A 23,666-nucleotide genomic window follows, 5' to 3' on the forward strand; every position below is an offset into this window, starting at 1 on the left:
GATATTACACCTACCACGCCACACCCCACAGAAATTCACCCAGCTCCGACCATAAAATCCTCCACTTCCAGACCGCCTCTATACAAACACCCCTGTCAAAACAGATTCTGCTCAATCCACTGTGCCACGTTGGTCGTCTCGATTTGCCGCTCGCCGTTGTAGGTTCGCGCTTTATCCCACGCAACGCCTTTGCCCTGAGCGAACACCGTTCGGTACTTGCGCAGTTGATCGTCAGGTTCGGCACGCAGGTCTGCCTCGAGCGCAGGCGCTGTCCATTCGACACGTTCAAGTGTTCTGCCCAGCAACCGCTCCATAGTGTCGGCCAATTGCCCATACGTGAGCGTGTCACCTGCGGTATAGACCACCTGGTTACGCAAGGTTGAATCGAACAGGATCGTCGCTGTCAGCCGACCGATATCCTGCGCGGTGGTCACCGTCACGGCCGTGTCCCAACTGCCCAGTGCACGCACGGTGTCGTTGTCCAGGTCGACCACGCCAAACTCTGGCTGGAACAGAAAGCTGGTGAACATGCCGGTCGAGATGATCAGCCATTGCACCCGGGATTGAGCGCGGAGCAAATCGCGTACGTCCAGTTGCTCGTCGAACAGATCCTGCGGGCTGTCTCGGCCGATCGCATCGTAGTCGACGCCGAATTGCCATGGCACGTAACGCTTGATGTCGGACTGTAAAGCGGCACGAGTGAGTTTTCGTTGCGTGCCGGGGCCGGCGACAAAACCCAGGCAACTCACCAGCGTATCGAAGGCGCCGAAGCTTGCCGCAAGTTGTTCTTCGCTGTCATTGACGGCATCCCCCGCCAATACCTCGACACCCAGGCTTTCCAGCTCGTGCAGCGCCTGGTGTCTCTCGCTGGATATCTTCTCTGGCGCGACCGGACGCAGCATCACCGCCACCTCCGCCGCTGGGTTGAGCACCAGCGCGCGGACAACCGCCAGGCCCAATTCGCCAGCGCCTAAGACGAGAATCTTCTGGTTTTTTGCAGGATTGTGCGGTTGCATCTGTAGCTCCCAAATGTTGGTCGGCAATGAATGTCCGCATCCTGCCAGCCCTGGTTAACGCACTGAAGAAGGCACACCCGTGATACCGCACGACGAAATGAGTGAAGATGAAGTCATCCGCCAGTCCCAGGCCGTGTGCGACGCCCTCGGTGCCGAGGACGGTGAACTCAAGCGCGAGGTGCTGACCCACGCGGGCAATCGCTGGTCGTTGGGTATCGTCCATGTGTTGGGCGTGGCAGGCACGTTGCGTCACGCCGAAATTGGTCGACGCCTGCCGGGTGTCACCCAACGGATGCTGACCCGTAGCTTGCGACAACTGCAGCGTGACGGTCTGATTGCTCGCTTCGACCACGGCGAAACGCCGCCCCGGGTCGATTACGAGCTGACCTCGCTGGGGCGCAGTTTTCTGGTCCGAATGGTGCCGTTGTGGACTTGGCTGTTGGAAAACGCGGAGTGTTTTCGCCGTGCGAGGATGACCTTTGATGCCGCGGACCGGCCGGGTGTGCCGCAGGCCCGGCCTGAAACAGGCGCTATCACAGCCGTCGACAGGCCTGACTGATGTGCCTGCAATTCGCGTATTGACATATCGGAAATTCTCGATATCCTGGGCGCATGGAACTACTCGATATATTCAAAGCCCTCTCGAATCCTACTCGCCTGCAAATCCTGAAAGGCTTGAAGGACCCCGTAAAGAACTTCCCTCCACAGGATGAGGGTGACGTTCACACGGTGGGTGTCTGTGTCAGCAGTATCCAGGAAGGCATCGGCCTGTCTCAGTCCACGGTGTCTGGTTACCTTGCAACGCTGCAACGGGTGGGTCTGGTCGAGGTCAGGCGCATCGGTCAGTGGACCTATTACAAGCGCAACGAAGCCACTATCAGCGCCCTCTCCGAGTTGATTGGGAAAGAGTTGTAGGTTTTTTTTTACCGCATGATATCGAAATATCTCGATATCTAATTTTATCGATTAGAGGATTTTGCAATGAAAGCGATGATGCTCACCTCATTTGGCGGCCCGGAATCGTTCGAACTTCGCGAGTTGCCCAAACCCGTGCCGGGGCCCGGACACGTCCTGGTCCGGGTACACGCAACCTCCATCAATCCGTTGGATTACCAGGTTCGTCGTGGCGACTACCCCGACCTGGCGGCGCTGCCGACCATCACCGGCCATGACATCTCTGGCGTCGTTGAAAGCGTCGGGCCTGGCGTTACGTCTTTCGTGCCCGGGGATGAAGTCTGGTACACCCCGCAGATATTCGACGGTCCCGGCAGCTATGCCGAGTACCACGTCGCCGCCGAAAGCATCATCGGCAAGAAGCCAGCTGCGTTGAACCACCTTGAGGCGGCGAGCCTGAGCCTGGTTGGCGGGACGGCGTGGGAAGCCCTGGTCGTCCGCGCAGGCCTGAGGGTGGGCGAAAGCATCCTCATCCATGGTGGTGCGGGAGGCGTTGGCCATGTAGCGATCCAGTTGGCAAAGGCCATCGGCGCGAGGGTGTTCACCACCGTGCGCGAAGCTAACGCCGAGTTCGCCCGTGCCATGGGAGCCGACGTGGTCATCGACTACGAGAAAGAGGATTACGTCGAGGTAATCAACCGCGAAACGACCGGCCAAGGCGTCGATGTGGTGTTTGACACCATCGGCGGCAACACGCTGTCGCGCAGCCCCGACGTGCTGGCTCAACTGGGTCGCGTGGTCTCGATCGTAGACATTGCCCAGCCACAGAACCTCATCCAGGCCTGGGGCAAGAACGCCAGCTACCACTTCGTTTTCACCCGCCAAAACCGTGGCAAGCTCGATGAATTGAGTGCCTTGATCAATCGTGGTCAGCTACGGCCACACGTGGGAGCGGTTTATTCACTTGAAGACATCCCCCTTGCTCATGCCCGGCTGGAAAGCCCGAACAACGGCCTCCAAGGGAAAATTGCGATTGCCGTCGAGCCATCGCTGATCGCCTGAGTGGCTGTCACTAACCGTTCGAATCACATTGGATGAACATCATGATCTATGAGATCGCCCTGCTCCCCATACACCAGGACCGCATCGAAACGTTCAGGCGCGCATTTGCCGACGTCACGCCTTTGCTCTCTCGTGCAAAAGGCTACGGCGGCCACCTGCTCGCGCAAGGTATCGAGACCCCCGGCCAATTCAACCTCATCGTGCGTTGGGCTTCACTTGAGGATCACACGCCGGGGTTCGAAGCGAGTGAAGACCATCGGCTATTCATGAGCGGGCTGGAGTCGTATTTTTCTGAAGAGCCCACCGTCTACCACATCGAGGGCGCCGCGTTTACGGCCGTCGAACAGGAGGATTTTTTCTTCAACGCTGGCGCACACTGATCAATGATGGCTTTGGAAACAGGCGATTGCGCGACGGTTCAAGCCTTGGATCTCGCGCAAAAGCCCTTACAATTACCCTCCCCTCATTCGGATCCTCTTCATGTCGCGTCTTTTGCCCCTGGTTCTACTGCTCATGACCGGCCAGGCCCTGGCGTACCCAGTCCTCCGGGACACCGAGCTCTACACCCAGAAGACCCACGATTGCCAGGATGTCGACCTCGCCACCTGGCAACACCCTGCCCGCACCGTGCTGGAGAAAAGCGGCATCAAGCTGGAGCGCGTACAGTTGTGCAACGGCGGGCGTTATCCGATCTTTATCGGTGAGGTTCCCTACGACCCACAGGGTCAGACCAAGGACTTCTTCCTGCCTTTGTATGAGGATTTGCGAAAGGCCAACGGCAAATGGCCCTACGTGCTGGTGGCCAGCAACTATGGCGAGATGGTGTATGTCAGCTATCCCAGAAGCGATTCGATTTCCCTGGGGTATGAGAATTTCGAGGTGCCGTAAATAAGAAGCCGTCTGGACCGTGCCAGGCCCCCGACCTGTTGATGGTTGAAAGAGGTGTGCGCCAGGCCCCTGTCGATCATGGGACGGTATGGCTCAGGGGCGCGATCCAGACTTCATTCCTTGGCTCGTTCAGGCGCCAGGCAAACTCAGCGACACCTGTCGTAACCATTCCTCTGCTCCTGTCCTTTAAAACCGACTGACCCCAAAACAGCTATCCAGCATTCATTCTCCCCAGCAAAAACCGACTCAGCACGTTCCGGGTGATCATGACGGTATAGACATCACCCAGCACCAGGCCCTGCACCCATTCGCACGTCGCGGCGGTGAAAACTTCACCTTTGCCTTTTTGAAAATACACCACCATGCCAGCCCCCCGGCTATGCTCGCCGACGCTAGCATCGCTGAGGTCGGGCGCCAGCAACGCAGCACGAAACCGAGCGTCGCCATCCCCCAGCATGAACGAATACGCATCCTGGGGCCGGCCCTGCTCGGCGACGCTGGCCCAGCCCATGGCGAGGATCTGCAACCCTGGCGGAGCACCGTCGGTGCCAAGGGGTTCCGGCAGGCCTTTGACGAAGGTGTACTCAAGCCCGTCCACTTCGTAGCCAAAGAGGTTGGCCTCATCACCGAACATATCCGCGTAACCCAGCCCCGTGCCGGCGAACGCCCAGTGCTTTGGCCTGAACACTGTGAAGCCGCGCGGGCTGCGCCGGGCCATGCCGCCAAATGCGCCGTATATCCCTCGCAACGCGTTCACGCCGAACGTCTTGGCACCGGGACGACCCACCCGCGGATCTTCCCAGGCACCGGTTAGCCTGCCGGGATCGATGGCCGCCAAAGGGTCGAGTTCGGCGGCGTCATACTTGTAGGCCACTTGACGCAGCCCTCCGTTCTCCAGGCGAATCTGCCACATGAAATTGCCTGCAAAGCGGGCCACGTTGCCGCCACCCTCGACAAAGGCGTCGACGTGGTCGCGCATCTCTTGCGTCCAATATTCGTCGTGCCCCACGAAGACAGCGCAACCGTAGCCTTCCAGTGCGTGCGGGTCGTGATGCAAGTCATCCTGGGTCAGGATGTCCACCGTATAGCCCTGTTGCTCGGCCCACACCATGAAAAGCCGCTCGTAAGAGGCCCAGCCCGCCAACGCGTAATACTTGCTGAAGCCATTCAAAGCGGCCCACTCGATGAACTCATAACGCGCAGGGCCTGGCTTGCGAGGGCGAGAGGCATTGATCGAACGCGGCGCGTCCTCTGGCAGCCAGACCTGCCCACGCGCCCAGGGTCGTTGTGCCGACAACAGTGGTGAGCGCCCGCGCGGTGTATCGGGGTGGATGCCGAAGTAATGGTTGGCGCCTCCCCAGTCGTTGTAGGCGGCCCAAGTAGAGGTCGCCGCCACCAGCACCAGCGCGTCAGCGCGTTTGTGCGCCGCCTTGACGATGAACAAGTGATGCCCAAGCACGTGACCGGCGCCATCGTGCACCTCCACCACGTAGCCGCCGGGCTCGGCGTCCGCTGGGATTGCCCAGTGCGCAAACACCGGCCATTGACACCCCTGCTCGTAGGCACGTTCGGGCAGCGGATGGAAACCGGCAGCGAGAGCGCTGGTGTTGTGCACGGTGTGGGCAAGCGGCCCGTCCCGATAGATCCTCAGCGCTACCTGAGGGCTGTTTGAAGACAAGTGCAGATGCACCGTTTCACCCGGGCTATAGGAGCGTCGGTCGGAGTAGCACCAGGCAGCCAGTGACCCCGTCTGGGCAGGGACTTCGACCCATATCTCCCTGGCGCCCTGGTGTGGGCCGGAAGTCTGGAGGGGGGTTACGCCGGCGCCGGGCCGTTCGCCGCGGGCGGCCGTGTGCTTCGATTCGGGTGGATTCATGGGGTTATCGCCTGTATTCAATGGTCTTTGCGGATCGACACGCCTGGCATTCATGGCTGGGACGCGATCGACCTTCCCGTGCTCTCGGTCATCCGGGCACCCGGCGCCTGGATATCGGCGAGATCGATACCCACCGTTTCCTCGATGAAGTAACCGGCCACCACCGTGACCAGGCCCAGCCCCATCACGTAACCGATGTACAGGTAGCCAAGGTCGGCGCCGTTGAGATAGCTGTGCAGATAAGGGGCAGTGCCGCCGAAAACGGCCACCGAGACGGACGAGACGAAGCCGACGCCCTGGGCACGCGCCTGGGTCGGCACCTGCTCCGACAAAACCGCCGGAAAGATCGCCGCAATCAGGGCCCAGGCGCTCAGCCCCAGCAGTTGGGCCAGGAACAGCGTATAGGGCTCGGTGGTGACCATGATCGACAGCGGGTAGGTCAGCAACATCACGCAAATGCCCCAGGCAATGACCATGGGTTTGCGCCCTACCCGGTCAGACATCCTTCCGCATACCGGCAACCAGCACACGCAAATGATCTGCGCGAGCAGGCTCGCTACGTATGCGCCCGTCGCATCCATGCCTCGGGCAATGGCCGACGCGGCACCGAAGGTGACCCAGGCGTAATAGGTGACATTTGCGGCCGCCGCGAGCATCACGATGTTACGAGCAATGCGTAGCACCTCGCCCCTGGACAGCGTTCGCGACGCATGAGTCTGCCCTTGCTGTTGCTCGAACACATGGGATTCCTGCGCACTGCGGCGCAGGAACAATGCGTAGATGCCGAGCACACCACCGATGGCAAATCCGATGCGCCAGCCATAGTCATTCATGGCTTCGGGCCCCAGCAGCCAGGTCAGTGCCGCCGCCACTGCGGTTGCTGCCATGACCCCCAACGTCACCCCGACATACACCGAGCTGGACCATAATCCGCGGTGCTGGCTGGGCGCGATCTCGGCGACGTACGTATACGACACACCCGTTTCGCCGCCATGAGCGAGGCCTTGAATCAACCGAAAAAACAGCAAGCCTGCGGAGGCGTACAAGCCGACGTTCGAGTAAGCCGGGATGATGGCGATACCCAGGCTGCTGACCGCCAGGAGCAGCATCGTGATCACCATGATGGTCCGGCGCCCGAGGCGGTCGCTCAGACGACCGAACAGCAGTCCGCCGATGGGCCGGGCGACGAAGCCGACCGCAAACACGGCAAGTGTCGCGAGCATCGCCGAGCGCGGATCCGTCTGGTCGAACAGGTTGCGCGACAGGTAGACGGAGAACGTCGCGTACAACGTCCAGTCGAACCACTCGAGTGCATTGCCTATACCGGCCGCGCGCAACGAAGCGAGGCGTCCTTGATGGGACGTCGAATTATTCATGTCACTTCTCCAGATAATGGGTGTCAGCAAAGGAGACGGGGGATACCCCGAAGAGGCTGGCTCAGAGGTGTAATGCAGCCCCGGCCGCGGCACCTGGCGCGGGTGCCTCCACGCGCACACGCAGGGCGATCAGCAGTGCCGCCAGGAACATCAGCACTGCGGCCGCGATGAACACACCGTCGATGCCGCTGAAACTGAACATCACACCACCTCCGGCAGCGCCAGCGGCGATGGCGGACTGCACTGAAGCGACGACCATCCCGCCGGCACTTTCCGCCTGGTCCGGCACCGCGCGGGCAACCCAGTTCGACCACGCGACCGGCACGCCGCCGAAGGCCATGCCCCAGACAGCCAACAACACCGCCTGCCCTGGCACAGACGCTGGCAAGATGACCAGGGCCAGGGCCGCGAGCCCTACCAGCATCGGCATCAGGACCAAGACGCCACGTGGATTGCGCTCAAGTAGCCAACCGGCCAGCAGGGTGCCGATGAAGTTCGCCACACCGAAACCGAGCAGCATCACGGACAAACCCAGCGGCCCTACCCCCGTGGTGCTTTCCAGGAACGGTCGGATATAGGTGAACAGGGCAAAGTGGCCGCTGTGTGCCAATATGCAACCCAGCATGCCCAAGGCAATGCCCGGGCGCAGCAAGACCTCGAGTACTGTGCGCAGACGTGCGGGCCGTCGCGGTGCCAGAGGCGGCAAGGTGAGTGATTGAAAGACCAGCGTCACCGTGCCCACCGCCGCGGCCGCGATGAATGCGCTGCGCCAGCCGTATAGCTCGCCCAGGTAGCTACCCAGGGGAACCGCGACCACTGTTCCTACCGCGATGCCACTGAAGATGATGGACAGTGCACGAGGCAACAGCGCCGCCGGCACCAAGCGCATCGCCACGGCCGCCGCCATGCTCCAGAAACCACCCAAGGCGATACCCAGCAAGACCCGCATCACCAGCAGGACGGCCAGGCTCGAGGAAAAAGCGACCAACAGGTTGGACGCGATCATCAACGTGGAAAACCCCAGCAAAACCCAACGCCGGTCGATGGCGCGGGTCAGGCCCGGCACCAGCAAGCCGGCGAACAACGCCACCACCGCCGTCACGGTCACCGCCTGCCCGGCGAGTGCTTCTGAAACCCCCAACTGAGTCGCCATCGGCGTCAGCAGGCTGGCCGGCAAGTATTCGGCGGTCAGCAATCCGAATACCCCCATGGCCAGCGAAAACACGGCCATCCACGCCGGTGACGTAGGCGCCTCGTCTACCACCGCGTGACGGCTGTCGAACACGGCGTCACATACACATTTAGTCATTGCAGATCTCCACATTTCATCGCGATCCGCAGTCTAGGCGCGTGAAAATGGATGATCTATGATGCAACGTCTCTATCTTTTGACCGAAACTCCGGAATGCCCATGTCCGATTCCCTTCCCCTGTCTTCCGATCTCATTGACGAGTTGCTGCGTAGCATGCGTCTGCGCGGCGTCCAGTACCGTCGCATCCAGACCGGACCTGATTTCGGCCTAGGCTTCGCAGCCCAACCTGGCCATGCCTGGTTCCATTTCGTTGCAGTCGGCAACGCCGTGCTTCGGATGGAGGATGGAACCTGCTTCGCGCTGTCTGCGGGGAACGCCGTGTTCATTTCCCATGGTGCCGCCCATCAGTTGCTCTCCGACGTTGACGTGCCCGTCCAGGACATCGACAGCCTGGACGCCGCGTCGCTTGGGGACACCGTCTGCGCGGTGGATGTCGGCGGCGAGTCCGACACCGCCTCTCCCACGATCATTTTCAACAGCTGCATGGCGTTCGAGCTGGGCAGCATTCACGGTCTTGGCAAACTGATGCCGGGCTTGATGGTGATCGACGCCGGGGGCCAGCGTTATCCGGGGCTGATGCCGATCCTGGCAACCATGGAGCGCGAGGTCAGCGCCGCCCGCATCGGTTTTGCCGGCATCCTCGCGCGGCTGGCGGATGTGGTGACCGCCATGATCGTTCGCGGATGGGTGGAGTGCGCCTGTGGTAACGCCTCGGGATTGGTCGCGGCCCTGCGCGATCCGCGCCTGGCTCGGGCACTGCTGGCCTTGCACCAGGACCCGGGGCGCGATTGGACCGTCGCGCAACTGGCGCAGCAATGCAACACCTCGCGCTCGGCATTCGCCGAGCGCTTCCACGCCACGCTTGGCATTGCGCCCTTGCGATATGCCACAGAATTGCGGATGAGGCTGGCAAGCCAGTGGCTGACGCTTGAGCGGCTCCCGATAGAAGAAGTAGCCCAGCGGCTGGGGTACACGTCGCAGGCGGCATTCAGTCGCGCGTTCAAGCGCATCACCGGGCAGCCGCCCGGGATGAGTCGTCAAGGGCGGCGGCTTGCGGGGGCTTGAAACGTTGGGCGTTCGATATAGCCCATTAACTGTTTGCCCGAGCGCTCAGCTTGAGTCAGTGGGCGTTGTTCAGTTAATGCCCAAGTAATGAAGGGCGCCAGTGTTTCCTAATCCTGACCCCCACAGCCCGCAATTGCCTTTTACTTCGTAGTAATCAATTACATTGCTGTCGTTCTTAGCCCAGAATGCGACCGTGCAGCGTTCCTGGACGTTTCTCGTTTCGATCTGCTGCACATTCACCAGTTGCCCAGAAGAAGTATCCATGTATGAACCGGCAACCGTTTGCTGGTTGTAATTGACCCCGTTTTTATCGAATACATAAACTTTCTGCCCATACAGCTCGTGACCTGGCTTGACTGAGTGCTCTGTCAGAATCAGCGAAGGATTGCCGAATTTCTTATAGGCTTCCTGGATATTTTTCCCCATCAGCTCGTTGGCAGCGGAGCGTTCAGGGGCGATGGTAGAACACCCTGTTAACAACAATGAGGTCAGCGAGAGTGCTGTGAGTAATTGTTTTTTTTGTAAAGACATTCAATAGCTCCCTGGAAAATCAGATCAGTCCAAATGTTACAAGAACGACAATTTGCTGCTCTCGAATACAGGTGTGGTCAGTATTTGCAGGTAATGAACGCTATATTCCTGGCAGCGAGTTCGCGACGTTCGCCGTTCTCGAAGTCTAGAATGCCTATCTGGAACGAGGCTATAGCACAAACGTGCTAAGGGGCGTTTGAAAGGATGCAGCGATCACCAGACTTATCCAGCAGATCGACTATTTGAAGAAACAGGCGAATCACCCGACAAAACAAAACCTTTTGTAACCATACAAACAAGGAAGGCCCACCCTTATGCCGGCCCGGCTTGCCGTTGCGGCAAGCCGATCACTTCTATGCGCCGGCCAGGTCCAGACGGCCCCCCTCTGGCTCAACCTCTCCCGCGGCCCTGAGGATTTCATCGCGACAAGCCGCGAGGATTTCATCGGCCAGCGGCGAATCGTCGGGACAGGCACGCGACAGGATAATTGCGCCCAACGAGTGAGCCATGATGGCAAGGTATTTTGCACGGGCATCGGCTAAGCCGGGCTCGTCCAGTTCCCCTGCTCCGTTGAGCAACACCGCCAACTGGGTCTCGATGCCTGCGGCAAAGGCGGCCTTGACTTCATCCTCTTTTCGAGCGGCATCAGCGCACAGGGCAGCCAAGGTGCATCCGGTCGCCCGGTCATCACGGTGTTCGCGAGACAAGTACGCGTTCACAAATTCGGGTACCGACGCCCCGGCCGTCAGCGCCGCGGATTGCGCTATACCGGAAGACGACGACTCCGCCATCAAATCGGCCTTGGATTTGAAGTGTTTGTAGAACCCGCCTTGGGTAAACCCGGCGGCAGCCATCAGTTCGGCAATACCGATGCCGTCGTAGCCGCGTTCTCGAAAAAGCGCGGAGGCGGTCTCGACGATGTGCGCCCGATTCGCCTGCGCCTGCTGCTTAGTGACTTTCATCGTTCATCCAACATGGCTTGCACATGGCTGCAATATACATTGATGTTGACCGACATCAAAGTGTTGACATTTTAGAGTTCGACCATAATCATTGGAAGCACCTCCCCACCAGAAGCTGAAAGAAATGACCTCAAAAACGCTTTTCGAGCCCTATGCCCTGGGCGATCTGACGCTGGCTAACCGCATAGTGATGGCGCCGCTGACTCGCAACCGTGCCGGTGCCGGTCTGGTTCCCACCGAGCTGACAGCGACCTATTACGCGCAACGCGCCGCCGCAGGCCTGATCATTACCGAGGCCACGCAGATTTCCGCGCAGGCCCAGGGCTACCAGGACACCCCTGGGCTCTACACGGCTGAACAAATCGAGGGATGGCGCAAGGTCACGGAGGCCGTGCATGCACAAGGTGGTCGCATCTTCGTTCAACTTTGGCATGTGGGGCGTGTCTCCCACGTTGACCTGCAACCGGGCGGCGCAGCACCCGTCGCCCCTTCTGCGGTGCGCGCTCAGACCAAAACCTTTGTCAACAATGGCTTCGTCGACGTTTCAGAGCCTCGCGCTCTTGATTTGAGTGAGCTACCCGGCATCGTGAATGACTTCCGTCAGGCCGCGGCGAATGCGGTGCTCGCAGGTTTCGATGGTGTAGAGATTCACGGAGCCAACGGCTACCTGCTTGATCAGTTCATCAAAGACAGCGCCAACCAACGCACCGATGCGTACGGTGGAACAGTCGAAAACCGTGCGCGCCTTTTAATCGAAGTCGTTACCGCGGTAGCCGATGAGATCGGTGCAGGTCGCACTGGCGTGAGGGTTTCACCGGTATCGCCAGCCAACGACGTCGCCAGCAGCGATCCCCAAGCGCAATACGATTACATCGCTGACCAGCTCAGTGCCCTGGGTATTGCCTATCTGCACGTGGTCGAAGGTGCGACGGGTGGGCCGCGTGATATTGCCCCCTTCGACTACGCCTCATTGCGCCGCAGGTTCAAGCAAACCTACCTGGCCAATAACGGTTACGACCTGGAGTTCGCCAGCGCCACCCTCAACGAGGCCAAAGCGGACCTCTTTGCCTTCGGCCGGCCCTTTATCAGTAACCCGGATCTGGTTGAGCGGTTGAAAACCGGCGCGCCTCTAGCACCGTTAAACCCGGCAACACTCTACGGCGGCGGAGCACAAGGCTACACCGACTACCCGACATTCGCCGGTTGACGCTTCGTCCTTTCTCTCTCTTGCCAGAATCTTTTAATCAGGAAATGCAAATGAACACACTTGCGACTGTCCTTATTACCGGCGCTTCAACAGGCATCGGCGCCACTTATGCCAAACGTTTTGCTCGTCGCGGGCATGACCTCGTACTGGTGGCCCGCGACAAAGTCCGCCTCGATGCCTTGGCCGCCCAGTTGCGTGGAGAGTACGGCGTTGCTGTCGAGGTGCATCAAGCCGACCTGACCGACACGGCAGACCTGGCGGCGATTGAAGCTCGTCTGCGCGAGGACGAACGTATTGGCGTGTTGATCAACAATGCGGGCGTGGCCCAATCCGGTGGGTTCGTTCAGCAGAGCGCCGAAAGTATCGAAAAGCTTATCTCACTCAATATTGTCGCCCTTACCCGCCTGGCCGCGGCGGCGGCCCCCCGTTTCGCGCAGTCAGGTGAAGGGGCGATCGTCAACCTCGGCTCGGTGGTAGGTTTGGCGCCCGAGTTCGGCATGACGGTATACGGGGCGACTAAAGCGTTTGTGCTGTTTCTCTCCCAGGGCCTGAATCTGGAGTTGTCGCCTAAGGGCGTATACGTCCAGGCCGTATTACCGGCTGCCACTCGTACAGAAATCTGGGAGCGTGCCGGGATCGATCTCAATGCAATCCCGGAAATGATGGATGTCGAGGAGTTGGTCGATGCTGCCTTGTTGGGCTTTGATCGTCGGGAACTGGTCACTATCCCGCCGCTGCATGCAGAAGCCCGATGGGAGATTCTGGACCAGGCCCGGCTAGGGTTGATATCCGATATTCGTCAAGCTAACGCCGCCGAGCGCTATCAAACCAAGGCCTGACCGGTGTCTTAGTGGCGTTCTCTTTGAGCAAATGCTCCCAACGGCTGTTGCCGTAGGGAGCATTGAGCAAACACGTACCAACCCCTGACATTCCTCAAATATCTCGGAACCAGATCAATATGAAAGCGCTGACCTTCAAACGTTATGGCAAGTCGCCTGATGTCGGGTTCACGCAGGTCACTCGCCCCACAATCAAACCCGATGAATTATTGGTTGAAGTTCACGCGGCAGGTTTGAACCCGATTGACAACATGATCCCCACAGGAACATTCAAGCCCGTCCTGAAATTCGACTTGCCCGCCACTTTGGGCAGTGACCTTGCCGGCATCGTGATAGAGGTCGGCAGCGCGGTGACTCGCTTCAAGGTGGGTGATGCCATCTTTGCCAGCCTATTTGACCTCGGAAGAGGTTCGATTGCCGAGTTTGCAGCCGTGCCGGAAAGTGCTGCAGCGGCAAAACCCGACAATTTGGATTTTGTCCAGGCAGCCGCCCTCCCCATGGTCGGCCTGACCGCCTGGCAGGCCCTGAAAGAGCGCGCCAACCTTAAAACCGGGCAGAAAGTGTTCATACCCGCCGGCTCAGGAGGAATCGGTACCTTCGCGATTCAGCTGGCCAAACATTTCGGGGCCGAGGTAGGTACGTCTACCAGCACTGGAAATGTCCAGATGGTTCGCCGTTTGGGTGCAGATGAAGTGATCGATTATAAAAAACAGGCATTTGAACAGGTGTTGAGTTCATATGACCTGGTCCTAGGCACCATCAGAGGCGATGCCGTTGAAAAGTCGGTGGGTATACTCAAGCCAGGCGGCCAGATCATTTCCCTCATCGGTCCACTGGACAAAGCCTTCGCAAAAGCGCGTTGCATGAATGTCTTCTTCACCATTGTGTTCAGCTTGATGAGTCGCAAGATCATGCAGTTGGCGAGAAAACACAATGTGAACTATTCGTTCCTGTTCGTCCGACCGGATGGGGCTCAACTCGATGAGATTGGCAACCTGATCAAAAATCGGCGCGTCCAGCCCGTCATTGACAAGGTCTTCCCTTTCGAACAAGCCCAGCAGGGCCTTGAGTACCTGGCTCAAGGGCACGCGAGGGGCAAGGTCGTCGTAAAGGTCAAATGATGGTGCGAGTGAGAGAGTCGAGGCTCATCTGAATGCCCCCCTCTCTCCAGTTGTCCCATCGTTCTCAAAAAAACCACATACAGCTCACAGAATTTTCATCCGCTTTGGCCAACTCTGTAATGGCTGGCAAAGGGCCAGCTCCGCAAGGCGTTACGTAACGCGCCACTGGAGCCAAACATGAATCTGAGATCCCTCAATATCGCGCGCAGAGCTGCATTCTGCTTCGGTGCAATCACGTTGCTGCTGATCGGGCTGGGAGGATTCTCCTACGTTCAAATCGACCACTTGCGTGCTGCGGAACAAAACATAGAAGAGAATTCGCTGCCCAGCGTTCAAGTGGTCGATGACATCCAAATAGCGCTTCTACACGCACGCCTCGAAAGCATCCGGATGCTCGCCAGCACAGATCCCTCAGTCAAAAGCGCGTCGCAAGCCAAAGTGCGACAAGCCATGGATACGTTGCAGTCGCGCAGTGAGTTCTATCGGCAGAACCTGATCTCCGACGAAAAGGACCGCGCCAAGTTCGATGACGCTCACAGCGCGATGAACACCTACATCGAGGGGTTGAAGCAAGTCATTGAAATGGACACCGCTGACCATGACAAAGCGGTTGCTTTCGCCAACTCGGAGCAGGCCAATCGCGCCAGCGCTTATCAGGAAAAGCTGACGCTGATGCGTGAGCTCAATACCAAAGCGGCGGAGCAATCGGGCGCCGTGGCAACGGCCGTGTACAACCATAGCGTCAACGTCCTGCTGATCGTCGTGGTCGTAGCGCTGGTACTGACGGTAATCCTCGCTATCGCCTTGACCCGCAGCATTGTCGAGCCGATCAACACATCGCTGAAACTGGCTGAAGACATTGCCGAAGGCGACCTGACCCGGCAGCTTGAAGTCACCGGGAAGGATGAAGCGTCCCGCTTGATGCAGGCGCTGAACGTCATGTCGCAGAGGCTGCGGCGAACGGTACTGGAAATCGCCGGTGCGTCTACGCAACTGAGCACCGCTGCCGTCGAAATGACGTCCATCACTGAAGACGCTGACCGAACCTTGCAACAACAGAACAGCGAAATCGAACAAGCCGCCACGGCCGTCAACGAGATGAGCGCGGCGGTTGAAGAAGTGGCCCGCAACGCGACGTCCACCTCCCAGGCCGCGCAACAATCGAGTCTGTCGGCAGACCTGGGCAACGAACGTGTCACTGAAACCCTGGCGGCCATGCGCAGCCTGACGAGCCTGGTGGAAGGTTCATCCGCGCAGGTGCTGGCCCTGGCCGGCCAGGCCCAGGACATCAGCAAAGTGCTGAGCGTGATCAGGGGCATCGCCGAGCAGACCAATCTTCTGGCCCTCAACGCCGCCATCGAAGCGGCGCGAGCCGGCGAACAAGGTCGAGGCTTCGCAGTGGTGGCCGACGAAGTGCGGGCCTTGGCACACCGTACGCAAACCTCCACCCAGGAAATCGAACAGATGATCTCGGCGATACAGGCCGGCTCTTCTGCCACCGTGGAGTCGATGCAAAAGAGCACGCAGGAGGTGCACAGCACCCGGAAAACGGCGGAAGACGCCGGGCAATCCTTGCAACAGATCACCCATGCGGTACTGGAAATCAATGAACGCAACCTGCAAATCGCCACGGCGTCCGAGCAACAGGCGCATGTGGCACGGGATGTGGATCGAAGCCTGGTGAGCATTCGCGATCTGGCAGCGCAAAGCAGCGAGGGCACCCGTCAAACGCTCATCGCCAGCAACGAGCTGTCGCACCTCGCTGTGAACCTGAACAATCTGGTGCTGCGTTTCAAGACCTGACTGTCCTAGCGTGGTGACGTTCAGCGTCCGAACACTTAAGCTGTCTGGCAGACAACGTTCAAGGAATGCACATGTCAGTTGATTTCCACCACCTGCTGCTCGTCTTCACTGCCTACATTGTCGGTGCGGCCAGCCCCGGTCCGAGCAATATGCGGATCATGGGGGTGGCCATGCATCAGGGCCGGCAGCCGGCGCTGATGCTCGCCGCCGGGGTCATCAGTGGTTCTTTTTTCTGGGGATCGATGGCCGCTACCGGCGTGTCGGCCATCCTGACCCAGTTCGCGCAGGCACTCTTCGCGCTCAAGCTGATCGGTGGGCTTTACCTGCTGTTTCTTGCCGTCAAGGCTGGGCGCTCTGCCCTGACGCCCGATGAGCGGCTGGAAAAGGAATTGGCGGCCGCACCAGCGGTGTCGGGTTTCGATCTCTATCGGCGCGGCTTGCTGATGCACCTGACCAACCCGAAGGCCTTGCTGGGTTGGATGGCGACAATGACGCTGGGACTGGGGCCGCAGTCCACGCCTGAAACGGTGGTGATCATCCTGGCGGGCTGTGCCGTGCTGAGCATCACCATTTTCTGTGGCTATGCGGTCGTTTTCTCCACGGCACCGATGATTCGGGGCTATCGCCGGGCACGTCGCTGGATCGAAGGCACGCTTGGACTGGTGTTTGGCGCGGCAGGCCTGAAATTGTTGTTTTCTCGCCCGTGATTCAAGGCCAGCCCTCGCGGCTGGCCATGGTTTTTGACCTACGTTCGAAAGCCGTCCACCCACTGCTTGAGCCGCGTGGCTTGTCGCTCAAGGTCGTCACACGCCTGCAGCGTGGCCTGGAGGTTTTGCACGCCTTCCTCGTTGAGGGTCTTGATCTGGGTGATGTCCACGTTCAACGAATCAATGACCGACGTCTGTTCCTCCGTTGCAGCCGCCACCGACTGATTGATCCCGTCGATTTGGCCAATGCCATCCGTCACGCTGCTCAACCGCTCGCCAGCCTGGTAGGCGATCATCACGCCATCCTTACTGTAGCGCTCGCTTTCGCTCATGGTCTGAACCGCTGCACGTGCGCCTACCTGAAGCTCTTCGATCATCGTATGGATTTCCTGGGCTGACGTCTGGGTGCGATAGGCCAGGCTGCGCACTTCGTCCGCTACCACGGCAAAACCACGCCCCGCCTCGCCCGCCCGCGCCGCCTCAATCGCGGCATTGAGCGCCAGCAGGTTGGTCTGTTCGGAAATGCCTTTGATGACTTCAAGGATCCGTCCGATGTTCTCCGTCTTGCCATTCAGCGCTTCTATATTGCTGCACGACAGGCGGATCTTTCCGGACAACTCGTCCATGGCATGGATCGTCCGGGTCACGATCTGTCGCCCGCCTTCAGCCTGAACACGGGCATCCGACGCCTGGTGAGACGCAATCCCCGCATTGCGTGCAATTTCCTGGGCGGCCGCCCCCAGCTCGTTTATCGCCGCCGCGATGCTGTGGGTGCGATTGGCCTGTTCGTCCGAGTTCGCCATGGAAGCGCTGGAGGTCTGCATCACGCGCCTGGCCACCTCATTGACATGTGTGGTGGCAGAAGAGACTTCTCGTATCGAGTGCTGGATACGCTCCACGAATAGATTGAAGTCGCCGGCCAGGGTTCCGAACTCATCCTTGGAGTGCACATCCAGTCGACGGGTAAGGTCGCCCTCCCCCTGGGCGATATCCCGCATGGCTTTGCCCATCAGCCTCAAGGGCTGCATCAGCACGCGAATCAGGATGCCCAGCAGGAGCAGCGTGAGTGCCACGGCGATGACCATGGCCAGAATCGCCGAGGCGCGAAAATCGCCCAGCGCCTCATAGGCTTTGTCCTTGTCGATGGACAAGCCGACGTACCAGTTCACCGAAGGCAACCCCTTGATCGCCGAAAACATCAGGATCCGAGGTTTTCCTTCCTGTTCTGTCTCACTGATGTGCGTACTGAGTGTCGGCGTCTTCTGGGGATAGATATCGCTCAGCTGTTTCATCACCTGACCCTTGTCCGGGTGAACCAATACCTTGCCATCAGCGTTGACCAGGAAGGCATAGCCGATGCCGCCTAGATCGAGCGAGCTGACGATGTTGGCCATGGTTTCGAGCGTCAGGTCGCCGCCTACCACCCCAAGCGCCTGACCGCCATGGCTGACCGGCGTGGCGATGGTCATCATCAGTTGCCCCGTCGTTACATCCAGGTAGGGCTCGGTCAAGGTGGTTCCCCCGGCAGCCATCGCGTCGATGTACCAGGGACGCGTGCGCGGGTCGTAGTCAGCGGGCAAATCGTCCTTGGGGCGAATGGCGAAACCGCCGTCGCGACGGCCCAGATAAGTGAAGGTGAATGTCGACAGCAATGATTTCTGCTCCAGCAGCCGTGTGACGCTCTCCGGTGCGGGATCGTTGGCTAGCGTCTGGGCAACATGATCAACCAGCAGTAGGCGCCCCGAAAGCCAGGCCTGCACGCTAGCGGCGGTGATCTGGCTCATTTCTTCCAAGTGGTTTTCCAGGTTCGTGCGGATGGTTCTGCGCTGGATCGAGTCGTTGTACAGCGTAAAGAGGGAAAATGCCGCGACCACCACGAGCGATGCCGCAAGCAAGACCTTATGACTGAACTTCAGGTTGGCAATCATCATGTTGTATCCGAAGGCCGAGAGTGTTGTCGTTGTTATTCGGTGCCCAAGATGCGTCGATGAGTGCTTGATGACGGCCACACCGTGGTAGGCCGTCAGCCTCTCGAATGCCCGCAGACTCGTATGCCTAAGGTTTTTAGCGTTTCACTTCAACCCATTGGACAAGAATTGCTGCAGGCGCTCGCTTCGAGGGTTATCCAGGATTTCAGGCCCGCCCTGCTCTTCCACGAGCCCCTGGTGGAGAAACAGCAACTGGTTGGAGACCTTTCGCGCAAAGCCCATTTCATGGGTCACCATGATCATCGTCCGGCCCTCTTCAGCCAGCCCCTGGATGACTTTCAACACCTCGCCCACGACCTCGGGGTCGAGTGCCGATGTGGGCTCGTCGAACAACATGACCTCAGGTTCCATGGCGAGGGCCCGGGCGATCGCCACCCGTTGTTGCTGCCCTCCGGAAAGAAATGCCGGGAACTGATCGGCGAGCCGGGCCGGCAGTCCGACTTTCTCCAGGTACCGGCGGGCCCGCTCTTGCGCGTCTTTCTTGCTGACCCCCAGCACCCGCCGCGGGGCAATGGTGATGTTGTCCAGCACGGTCATGTGCCCCCACAGGTTGAAATGCTGGAACACCATGGCCAGGCGCGTGCGCAGTTGTTGCAGTTCGCGATCGTCCTGCACCTGCAAGCCCGCCGGGCCCTTGATCATGCGGATCGGCTTGCCGTCCAGGCTCATGGTTCCGTCATTGGGGGTTTCGAGAAAGTTGATACAGCGCAGGAACGTGCTCTTTCCCGAACCACTGGCGCCGATCAAGCTGATGACATCACCCGTCTTGGCTTGCAGGGAAACGCCCTTGAGCACTTCATGGTTACCGTAGTGTTTGTACAGACCTTCAACCGTCAATTTGTACATGTTCGCAATCATCCTCTAACGCGGATTGGGATTGGCCCTATCGGGCTCAGTGAGTCGGCCCTAAAAAAGCCAGCCAATGACGTTCGGCCATTCTGAACACGCCAACCAATGCAAAAGTCACCGCCAGGTAAATCGCTGCAGCCATCCCAAACGATTGAAAGGTCAGGAAAGTCGCCGAGTTTGCATCACGGGCGACTTTGAGAATGTCTGGCACCGTTGCGGTGAAGGCCACGGTTGTCGAATGAAGCATCAGGATCACTTCGTTGCTGTAGTACGGCAGTGAACGACGCAAGGCGCACGGCATGATCACGAATGCATAGAGTTTCCAACCTGAGAGGCCATACGCTTTTGCCGCTTCAATTTCTCCATGGGGGATGTTGCGAATGGCGCCGGCGAATATCTCCGTGGTGTAGGCGCAGGTGTTAAGGGCGAAGGCCAGAATGGTGCAGTTCATCGCGTCACGGAAAAACGCGTCCAGCAGTGGCTGGGACCGTATGGCCGCCAGGCTATAGACCCCGGTGTAGCAGATCAGCAGTTGGATATAGAGCGGCGTACCCCTGAACAGGTAGGTGTAGAACTGCACCGGCCAACGTACGTAGAACCTGGGCGATACACGAGCGATGGACAGAGGGATCGAGGCGATAAAGCCAATGAGCAATGAAGCGCTGAGCAGCCACAATGTCATGGCCAGGCCGGTCACCTGCTGGCCATCGCTGTAGACGAAAGGCTTCCAGTACTCTTGCAGTAACTCGATCATCGTACCGCCTCCCGTGAACCCGCCGCGTAGTGCCTTTCGAGAATGCGCAGGATGACATTGGAAACGCTGGTGATGACCAGGTACGTGAGGGCGGCCAGCACCAGGAAAAAGAACAGCTGATAAGTACTCTTTCCCGCATCCTGGGCCGCTTTCACCAAGTCAGCCAGGCCGATGATCGAGACCAGTGCTGTGGCTTTAAGGATCACCATCCAGTTATTGCCAAGTCCCGGTAGGGCGAACCGCATCATTTGCGGGAACACTACGAAGCGAAAGCGCTGCGCACGACTCAAGCCATAGGCTGTCGCCGCTTCGACCTGCCCACGGGGTACCGCCAGCATGGCACCGCGAAAAGTTTCGGTGAAATAAGCGCCGTAGATAAACCCGAGGGTGATGATCCCGGCGACGAAGGGATTGATTTCGATGTACTCCCAATCCAGCGCCCCTGTGATGACGGTCAGCCAGGTTTGCAGGCTGTAGAAAATCAGCAGCATCAGGACCAGGTCCGGGACCCCACGGATCAGTGTGGTGTAGAGCTGCGCCGGCAAACGCAGCAGCTTGAGGCCGGAAAGCTTGGCGCCGGCCCCCATCAGCCCGAGCAATACGCTGAGCGCCAAGGAAGACAGGGACAACTTGACGGTCATCCAGGCGCCGTCCAGCAGCAAGGGGCCGAACCCCTGCAAACTGAATGCGGAGAGCCCGAGTGCGCCTAACAGTGTTTCGAACATGATCAACAACCTATCGCGAGGAACGCCCATCCGGCGGACGGGCGCCGGGTGGTTATTTGCCGCTGTAAAGATTCAGGTCGCCAAAATGCTGCTTTTGGATCGAATCGTAGGTGCCGTCTTCATGCAGCGCCTGGATCGCCTTGTCCAGCATGGCCTTGAGTGCTGAGTTGCCTTTGACGATGCCGATAGCCGTCTTGGATGGCAGGTAAGGGCTCTCCACGGGCGGGCTCATTTCGTAATCGGCGCCCTGGGGCGAGTTGATAAAGCCCAACTGTGCTTGCAGCGTATCCTGCAGGGAGGCGTCCAGCCGTCCTGCTACCAGGTCGTAATACACCTGGTCCTGATTTTGATAGGACTGGATTTTTACGCCTGCCTTGTCCAGCACAGCCTTGGCGTAGGCTTCCTGGATGCTGCCTTGAAAGTAGCCCACCCGCTTGCCTTTGAGTGACGCGACGTCCGCGCTCAGCCCTGAACCTTTCTTGAACACATAGGACGTGAACCCGGAGAACAGTTCGCTGGAAAAATCGATGGCTTTTTCCCGGGTGGGTGTCACGGTCATGGAAGACAGGATGCCGTCGAACTTGCCGGCCCTGAGACCTGGAATCAAACCATCAAAATCGCTTTCCACCCAGATGCACTTGACTGAGAGCTTTGCGCAGATCGCGTTACCCAAGTCAATATCGAAGCCTTTAAGGCTGCCATCAGCAGCCTTGGACTCAAACGGCGCGTAGTTGGCATCCACGCCGAAACGCAGGGTGGAGTATTCTTTGGCCGAAGCGCTGCCTGCACACACAGCCAGGCATATCAACAAAGAAAGTTTCTTTAGCGAGATCATACGTAATTCCCTAGATATTGTAGTTGGATTAAGGGCAGTGAACAGCGGACAACCTGACAGCGAGCAGCACATTGTTAGTAGGGCACTTCAGTGCTTCAATTCAAACGTTACCTGACTGCGACGACTTTACGAATATGGCAAAGTGAACGTAATTACGAGCAAAATGCTCGCGTTTCAGGCAGACACCAGTTTCATCAACAACAGCCCGCCGACGATCAGGACTGCCGCCAGGATCCGTAGCAGCGTGACGGGCTCCCCCATGAAAAAGATGCCCGCAGCGAAGGCGCCGACCGCACCGATACCGGTCCAGATCATGTAAGCGGTGCCCAGCGGCAAGCTCTTCATCGAAAACGACAGCAGCGCGAAACTGGTGATGACCGTGATGAATGTGATGACCGAGGGAACTAACCGCGTAAACCCCTCGGATTGTTTCATCGAAAAAGCCCAGACCACTTCCAATAAACCGGCAATGAACAAACTGACCCAAGCCATGAATAATTCCCAAGCCAATGGCAAACCCCGTCGTTCGCTTGAGCGACAACTACTAGGCTGACCTTGTTAAAAAGACCCCCGCGAGCACGGGGGTAAAAGACGGGTTGACCAAACCCTGTTACATGCCAACAGTCGTTACATCACTTGAACGTTGCGTCCAACGCGAATGTGATGTCCTTGATCAAGTCTTCTGGATCTTCCAGGCCCACCGAAAAACGCAAGTGACCATACTTGCGAAACTCCTCGGGATACTTGTCAAAGCCGCCCCGCCCTTCTGCCCCCACATGCACGATCAGCGATTCGTCATGTCCCAGTGAAACGGCCGAGGTGATAATGCGCAGGTTCGAAACAAAGCGGTTCTGGGTGTCAGGGTCGCCCTCTACCGCAAAAGCCATTACCGCCCCATAGCCCTTGCCCTCGAATTGCCGGCGTGCCAACTCGTGTTGCGGGTGGGACGGCAAGCCTGGGTAGTAGACGTAGGCAATCCGATCATCGTTGTCCAGGAATTGAGCCAGCTTTTCGGCGGTGCTCAACAGTTGCTTGAGGCGCAATGGCAACGTGACGGAGCCGCGCATGATCATCCAGGCATTGAACGGCGAAATAGTCGCGCCCAGGTCAACCAACGCATCATTCTTAATCTTGTTGATCAACTGATGGGAGCCGATCACTACCCCACCCATGGCATCGCCATGGCCGTTGATGTACTTGGTCAATGAATGAACGACGAAGTCGACACCGTGCTCGCTCGCCCGAAAAAATGGCGGAGGCGTGAACGTGGCGTCCACCGAGATGAGTGCGCCGTGCGCATGGGCAATGTCGGCCAATGCCGCAATGTCCGCCACCTTGGTGGTGGGATTGGCGATGGTTTCAGTATGGATCAACCGGGTGTTGGGCCGAATGGCCCCACGAACCGATTCCAGGTCACCGACATCCACGAACGTTGCTTCAATGCCGTAGCGCTCAGGCAGAAGCTCGGCGAAAAGCTTCCAGACCGCCTGGTAGGTAATGTCACTGACAATCACATGATCGCCACTTTTCAAGAACGAGAAAAACACCGAGTGCAACGCCGCGACACCGGTGGCGAACACCACGGCGTTTTCACAGCCCTCAAGGGCGGCCAGTTTTTTCTCCAGGCAGACCTGGTTGTGGCCTTGGTTGCGGGTGTACACGAGACCATCGGGGCTCGACCAGTCCATGGTCGCCGGGTCCTCCGGCAACAGGTAGGAGTTGGCCATGACCAATGGCGTGCGGACCGCGCCGCTGGTGGCATCGGCGACATTCCCGCCGTGAACGGCCAATGTCGCTGCAGACAGGGTCGAGAGATTGTGCTTGTCGGGGCGCATGTCGATTCCTCTTTATTGTTG

24 protein-coding genes and 1 pseudogene are annotated in these 23,666 nt (G+C 58.9%); 11 read left to right on the forward strand and 14 right to left on the reverse strand.

Annotated elements, in window-relative coordinates; translation table 11 throughout:
- Window positions 1-95: 95 nt before the first annotated feature.
- Complete coding sequence (locus tag AD664_RS03805; RefSeq protein WP_053144510.1) at window positions 96-1,016, reverse strand: aromatic alcohol reductase; 921 nt, start codon at window positions 1,014-1,016, stop codon at window positions 96-98.
- A gap of 97 nt (window positions 1,017-1,113) precedes the next feature.
- On the opposite strand from AD664_RS03805, the gene AD664_RS03810 reads away from it, so the two are divergent.
- The 5 genes from AD664_RS03810 to AD664_RS03830 all read left to right on the forward strand — a co-directional run bounded on the left by AD664_RS03810 (window position 1,114) and on the right by AD664_RS03830 (window position 3,860).
- On the forward strand, window positions 1,114-1,575 hold the full coding sequence (locus AD664_RS03810; RefSeq protein WP_083454126.1) for a helix-turn-helix domain-containing protein: 462 nt from the start codon (window positions 1,114-1,116) through the stop codon (window positions 1,573-1,575).
- A 53-nt stretch (window positions 1,576-1,628) separates the two neighbouring features.
- Complete coding sequence (locus AD664_RS03815; protein WP_042728573.1) at window positions 1,629-1,931, forward strand: helix-turn-helix transcriptional regulator; 303 nt, start codon at window positions 1,629-1,631, stop codon at window positions 1,929-1,931.
- A gap of 66 nt (window positions 1,932-1,997) precedes the next feature.
- Window positions 1,998-2,972, forward strand: coding sequence for a zinc-dependent alcohol dehydrogenase family protein (locus AD664_RS03820; protein WP_053144512.1), 975 nt, complete (start codon window positions 1,998-2,000; stop codon window positions 2,970-2,972).
- A gap of 41 nt (window positions 2,973-3,013) precedes the next feature.
- On the forward strand, window positions 3,014-3,352 hold the full coding sequence (locus AD664_RS03825; RefSeq protein WP_053144731.1) for an antibiotic biosynthesis monooxygenase: 339 nt from the start codon (window positions 3,014-3,016) through the stop codon (window positions 3,350-3,352).
- A gap of 100 nt (window positions 3,353-3,452) precedes the next feature.
- Window positions 3,453-3,860, forward strand: a complete 408-nt coding sequence (locus AD664_RS03830; RefSeq protein ID WP_053144514.1) for a hypothetical protein — start codon at window positions 3,453-3,455, stop codon at window positions 3,858-3,860.
- 211 nt (window positions 3,861-4,071) lie between these two features.
- Here AD664_RS03830 and AD664_RS03835 read toward each other — a convergent pair whose 3' ends face one another.
- The 3 genes from AD664_RS03835 to AD664_RS03845 form a co-directional block, all read right to left on the reverse strand.
- On the reverse strand, window positions 4,072-5,736 hold the full coding sequence (locus AD664_RS03835; RefSeq protein WP_083454127.1) for a N,N-dimethylformamidase beta subunit family domain-containing protein: 1,665 nt from the start codon (window positions 5,734-5,736) through the stop codon (window positions 4,072-4,074).
- Between the two features lie 50 nt (window positions 5,737-5,786).
- Window positions 5,787-7,112 carry an MFS transporter gene (locus AD664_RS03840; RefSeq protein ID WP_053144518.1) on the reverse strand — a complete coding sequence of 442 codons (1,326 nt, stop codon included), beginning with the start codon at window positions 7,110-7,112 and terminating at the stop codon, window positions 5,787-5,789.
- 61 nt (window positions 7,113-7,173) lie between these two features.
- The gene (locus tag AD664_RS03845; protein WP_053144520.1) at window positions 7,174-8,421 is read right to left on the reverse strand and encodes an MFS transporter; all 1,248 of its coding nucleotides are present in this window, start codon (window positions 8,419-8,421) and stop codon (window positions 7,174-7,176) included.
- A gap of 102 nt (window positions 8,422-8,523) precedes the next feature.
- Between AD664_RS03845 and AD664_RS03850 the strand changes: the two genes are divergently transcribed.
- A complete protein-coding gene (locus AD664_RS03850) occupies window positions 8,524-9,489 on the forward strand; it encodes a cupin domain-containing protein (protein ID WP_371260935.1) in 966 nt (321 codons plus the stop codon).
- Between the two features lie 69 nt (window positions 9,490-9,558).
- Here AD664_RS03850 and AD664_RS03855 read toward each other — a convergent pair whose 3' ends face one another.
- Window positions 9,559-10,020 carry a hypothetical protein gene (locus AD664_RS03855; RefSeq protein WP_053144524.1) on the reverse strand — a complete coding sequence of 154 codons (462 nt, stop codon included), beginning with the start codon at window positions 10,018-10,020 and terminating at the stop codon, window positions 9,559-9,561.
- A gap of 353 nt (window positions 10,021-10,373) precedes the next feature.
- Window positions 10,374-10,982, reverse strand: coding sequence for a TetR family transcriptional regulator (locus tag AD664_RS03860; protein ID WP_042729679.1), 609 nt, complete (start codon window positions 10,980-10,982; stop codon window positions 10,374-10,376).
- 124 nt (window positions 10,983-11,106) lie between these two features.
- Between AD664_RS03860 and AD664_RS03865 the strand changes: the two genes are divergently transcribed.
- The 5 genes from AD664_RS03865 to AD664_RS03885 all read left to right on the forward strand — a co-directional run bounded on the left by AD664_RS03865 (window position 11,107) and on the right by AD664_RS03885 (window position 16,659).
- Complete coding sequence (locus AD664_RS03865) at window positions 11,107-12,189, forward strand: alkene reductase (protein WP_053144526.1); 1,083 nt, start codon at window positions 11,107-11,109, stop codon at window positions 12,187-12,189.
- A 50-nt stretch (window positions 12,190-12,239) separates the two neighbouring features.
- The gene (locus AD664_RS03870) at window positions 12,240-13,028 is read left to right on the forward strand and encodes an SDR family oxidoreductase (protein ID WP_042729681.1); all 789 of its coding nucleotides are present in this window, start codon (window positions 12,240-12,242) and stop codon (window positions 13,026-13,028) included.
- A 119-nt stretch (window positions 13,029-13,147) separates the two neighbouring features.
- Window positions 13,148-14,149: an NADP-dependent oxidoreductase gene (locus AD664_RS03875; RefSeq protein WP_047738539.1), complete on the forward strand. Its 1,002-nt coding sequence runs from the start codon at window positions 13,148-13,150 to the stop codon at window positions 14,147-14,149.
- A gap of 177 nt (window positions 14,150-14,326) precedes the next feature.
- Window positions 14,327-15,952 carry a methyl-accepting chemotaxis protein gene (locus AD664_RS03880; protein ID WP_042729683.1) on the forward strand — a complete coding sequence of 542 codons (1,626 nt, stop codon included), beginning with the start codon at window positions 14,327-14,329 and terminating at the stop codon, window positions 15,950-15,952.
- A 71-nt stretch (window positions 15,953-16,023) separates the two neighbouring features.
- Window positions 16,024-16,659 carry a LysE family translocator gene (locus AD664_RS03885; RefSeq protein ID WP_047738541.1) on the forward strand — a complete coding sequence of 212 codons (636 nt, stop codon included), beginning with the start codon at window positions 16,024-16,026 and terminating at the stop codon, window positions 16,657-16,659.
- Between the two features lie 38 nt (window positions 16,660-16,697).
- On the opposite strand, the gene AD664_RS28110 is transcribed toward AD664_RS03885, so the two are convergent.
- The 8 genes and pseudogenes from AD664_RS28110 to AD664_RS03920 all read right to left on the reverse strand — a co-directional run bounded on the left by AD664_RS28110 (window position 16,698) and on the right by AD664_RS03920 (window position 23,645).
- Entirely contained in the window at window positions 16,698-17,483 is a 786-nt protein-coding gene (locus tag AD664_RS28110) for a methyl-accepting chemotaxis protein (protein WP_371260939.1), read from the reverse strand.
- A 72-nt stretch (window positions 17,484-17,555) separates the two neighbouring features.
- Window positions 17,556-18,590 (reverse strand): annotated as a pseudogene (locus AD664_RS28115) (cache domain-containing protein); the annotation flags it as partial.
- 141 nt (window positions 18,591-18,731) lie between these two features.
- The gene (locus AD664_RS03895) at window positions 18,732-19,493 is read right to left on the reverse strand and encodes an ABC transporter ATP-binding protein (RefSeq protein WP_053144528.1); all 762 of its coding nucleotides are present in this window, start codon (window positions 19,491-19,493) and stop codon (window positions 18,732-18,734) included.
- 46 nt (window positions 19,494-19,539) lie between these two features.
- On the reverse strand, window positions 19,540-20,250 hold the full coding sequence (locus AD664_RS03900; protein ID WP_042731168.1) for an ABC transporter permease: 711 nt from the start codon (window positions 20,248-20,250) through the stop codon (window positions 19,540-19,542).
- Window positions 20,247-20,975, reverse strand: a complete 729-nt coding sequence (locus AD664_RS03905) for an ABC transporter permease (protein ID WP_042731169.1) — start codon at window positions 20,973-20,975, stop codon at window positions 20,247-20,249. The genes AD664_RS03900 and AD664_RS03905 overlap by 4 nt, the downstream gene beginning before the upstream one ends.
- 52 nt (window positions 20,976-21,027) lie before the next feature.
- Window positions 21,028-21,810, reverse strand: a complete 783-nt coding sequence (locus AD664_RS03910) for a transporter substrate-binding domain-containing protein (RefSeq protein WP_042731167.1) — start codon at window positions 21,808-21,810, stop codon at window positions 21,028-21,030.
- Between the two features lie 174 nt (window positions 21,811-21,984).
- Window positions 21,985-22,302 (reverse strand): multidrug efflux SMR transporter, encoded by a 318-nt coding sequence (locus tag AD664_RS03915; protein ID WP_042731166.1) that lies wholly within the window; start codon window positions 22,300-22,302, stop codon window positions 21,985-21,987.
- 140 nt (window positions 22,303-22,442) lie between these two features.
- The gene (locus AD664_RS03920; protein ID WP_047738546.1) at window positions 22,443-23,645 is read right to left on the reverse strand and encodes a PLP-dependent aspartate aminotransferase family protein; all 1,203 of its coding nucleotides are present in this window, start codon (window positions 23,643-23,645) and stop codon (window positions 22,443-22,445) included.
- Between the last annotated feature and the right edge of the window lie 21 nt (window positions 23,646-23,666).

Source organism: Pseudomonas sp. P97.38, assembly GCF_001269745.1.
Classification (GTDB): Bacteria; Pseudomonadota; Gammaproteobacteria; order Pseudomonadales; family Pseudomonadaceae; genus Aquipseudomonas; species Aquipseudomonas chlororaphis_E.